The sequence below is a fragment of the Dokdonella sp. genome, from assembly GCF_039926425.1.
In the GTDB taxonomy this organism is placed as follows: Bacteria; Pseudomonadota; Gammaproteobacteria; order Xanthomonadales; family Rhodanobacteraceae; genus Dokdonella_A.
The window spans coordinates 1-2,539 of record NZ_JBDSWZ010000009.1 but is presented as its reverse complement, the minus strand read 5'-3'; the positions used below and the strand labels follow the sequence as shown (position 1 = coordinate 2,539).

The window sequence follows — 2,539 nt, the reverse complement described above, 5'->3', positions numbered from 1 at the left end:
GCGCGTCCTGGCCAAGCGCGTGCAGGAAATAGGTCTGGTCCTTCGACGTGTCGCGCGCGCGTCGCAAACGCCATCGTCCGTCCACATGATCGACACGGGCATAGTGGCCGGTGGCGATCCGCTGTGCACCGAGCGCTCGTGCGTGATCGAGAAAGGTCTTGAACTTGATTTCGCGGTTGCACAGAACGTCCGGATTCGGCGTTCGTCCTGCGCGGTACTCGGCCAGGAAATGTTCGAACACCTGATCACGGTATTCGCGGGCGAAATTTCGCGCGTTCAACGCAATGCCCAATTTCGCGCAAACCGCCACCGCATCCTTGCGATCCGCATCCGCGCGGCACGGACCCTGGCGCTCGTCGTCCTCCCAGTTCTGCATGAACAAGCCTGCGATCGACGCGCCTGATTGCTGCAGCAGGAGGGCCGCCACCGACGAGTCGACTCCGCCGGACATGCCGACCATGATGTCTGGCAGCGCCGCGGACATCAGGGCGCCGGAAAGCCGGCCGGCAACTGACGGATCGACTGCAGCGGCAGTCGCAAGCCGCTGATCCAGTCATCCACGCTCGCGAGGACCATCGGGCTGCGCAGTCGCGGGCCGGCGGCCGCCAGATCGTCCCGGCTCATCCACAGGGCGCGCACGATGCCTGTATCCAGACGTCGGTGCGCATCGTGGTGCAACGCATCGGCCGCAAACGTGAAGCGCACGAACTGCCGCCCCGAAAGGGACTGCCATTGCTGGATCCCCAGCAGAGACGTCAACGCGACATGCCAGCCGGTCTCTTCCAGCGTCTCGCGTACGGCCGCCTCCTGCAGGCTTTCGTCGGGGTCCAGATGTCCCGCCGGCTGGTTCAGCACAATGCTTCCGCGCACGTCTTCCTCGACCAGAAGGAAGCGCCCATCATGGGGAACCACGGTTGCAACGGTCACATGTGGACGCCAGATGTCCGCATCGGGTTCTGCGGTCGGGGAGAGTTGTGTCATCCCTTCAGTTTATCAGGCCGGACTCGCCGTCTTGCAGTCGCGTATTCCGGCACCAGATCGGGGCGGCCTTTATTGTCTCGGGGGTATACTCGACTTGGCCGACAACAAATCCATTTCAATGAATCAACGACCTGAACCGAACGTCGAACATCACCCCGGTCTTGCCGTCGAGGAGGCGCGTCCGCAGGTCGTGCGCCCGCCGCTGTATCAGGTGATTCTCCTCAATGACGACTTCACGCCGATGGATTTCGTGATCGCGGTGCTCGAGACGTTCTTCAGTCTCGATCGCGAGCGCGCGACGCAGGTGATGCTGCATGTTCACACGCGCGGCAAGGGCGTGTGTGGCGTCTTCACGCGCGAGGTCGCGGAGACGAAGGTCACCCAGGTGAACGAATTTTCACGGACCCATCAGCATCCCTTGTTGTGCACGATGGAGAAAGCTTGACGACATGCACGATTGAACCCGCGTAGGCGGTCCACATATTGCAGGCTATCTACTGCAGACCTCCACTGCAGGCAACGTCATCCGGAGCGTCCACCATGTTCAGCAAGGATCTAGAGGTCACGATCGGCCAGTGCTACAAGGAAGCCCGCGAGCAGCGCCACGAGTTCATGACCGTGGAGCATCTGCTGCTGGCCTTGCTCGACAACACCTCGGCCACCGCCGTGTTGCGGGCCTGCGGCGCGGATGCCGCGAAACTTGGACGCGACCTGCGTTCCATCATCACCGAAACGGTGCCTGTGCTGCCGCCGAAGGACGAGCGCGACACGCAGCCCACGCTCGGATTCCAGCGCGTGTTGCAGCGCGCGGTGTATCACGTGCAGTCGTCGGGCCGCAAAGAAGTCACTGGCGCCAACGTGCTGGTCGCAATCTTCGGCGAGAAGGATTCGCACGCGGTCTACTTTCTGGGTCAGCAGGAAGTGTCGCGACTGGACGTCGTCAACTACATTTCCCATGGTATCGCGAAGATCGGCAATGATTCGGATGCACAGCCGAACAGTGGCGAACCGGGTCGTGAAGCCGAAGCAGGCGAGGAGCCGCGCGGCAATCCGCTCGCCGAATTCGCCAACAACCTCAACGATCTTGCACGACAGGGCAAGATCGACCCGCTGATCGGACGCAACGAAGAGATCGAGCGCACGATCCAGGTGCTGTGTCGCCGGCGCAAGAACAATCCGCTGTACGTCGGCGAGGCCGGCGTCGGCAAGACCGCGCTCGCGGAAGGCCTGGCCAAGCGCATCGTCGAAGGCGACGTTCCTGCCGTGCTGGAGAACTGCACGATCTGGTCGCTCGATCTCGGCGCGCTGGTCGCAGGCACCAAGTACCGTGGCGATTTCGAGAAGCGGCTCAAGGGCGTCCTTTCCCAGTTGAAGAAAGAGCCGGGTGCGATCCTCTTCATCGACGAGATCCACACCATCATCGGGGCGGGGTCCGCCTCCGGTGGAACCATGGATGCGTCGAACCTGATCAAGCCGGTGTTGGCCAACGGCGAACTGCGCTGCATTGGTTCGACGACGTTCCAGGAATACCGCGGCGTGTTCGAGAAGGACCGCGCGC

The 2,539-nt window shown here is 62.5% G+C and carries 3 protein-coding genes and 1 pseudogene; 2 read left to right on the top strand and 2 right to left on the bottom strand.

The window, feature by feature from the left end; translation table 11 throughout:
• Both ABIV12_RS00550 and ABIV12_RS00545 read right to left on the bottom strand, forming a co-directional pair.
• A pseudogene (locus ABIV12_RS00550) lies at positions 1 to 484 on the bottom strand (tRNA 2-thiouridine(34) synthase MnmA); the annotation flags it as partial.
• Complete coding sequence (locus tag ABIV12_RS00545) at positions 484 to 981, bottom strand: NUDIX hydrolase (RefSeq protein ID WP_348055138.1); 498 nt, start codon at positions 979 to 981, stop codon at positions 484 to 486. The pseudogene ABIV12_RS00550 and the gene ABIV12_RS00545, both read right to left, overlap by 1 nt.
• Positions 982 to 1,099: 118 nt before the next feature.
• Between ABIV12_RS00545 and clpS the strand changes: the two genes are divergently transcribed.
• The gene (gene clpS, locus ABIV12_RS00540) at positions 1,100 to 1,426 is read left to right on the top strand and encodes an ATP-dependent Clp protease adapter ClpS (protein WP_348055136.1); all 327 of its coding nucleotides are present in this window, start codon (positions 1,100 to 1,102) and stop codon (positions 1,424 to 1,426) included.
• Positions 1,427 to 1,521: 95 nt separating this feature from the next.
• Positions 1,522 to 2,539, top strand: a 1,018-nt coding sequence (locus ABIV12_RS00535; RefSeq protein WP_348055134.1) for a Clp protease N-terminal domain-containing protein, incomplete at its 3' end; no start/stop codon positions are given.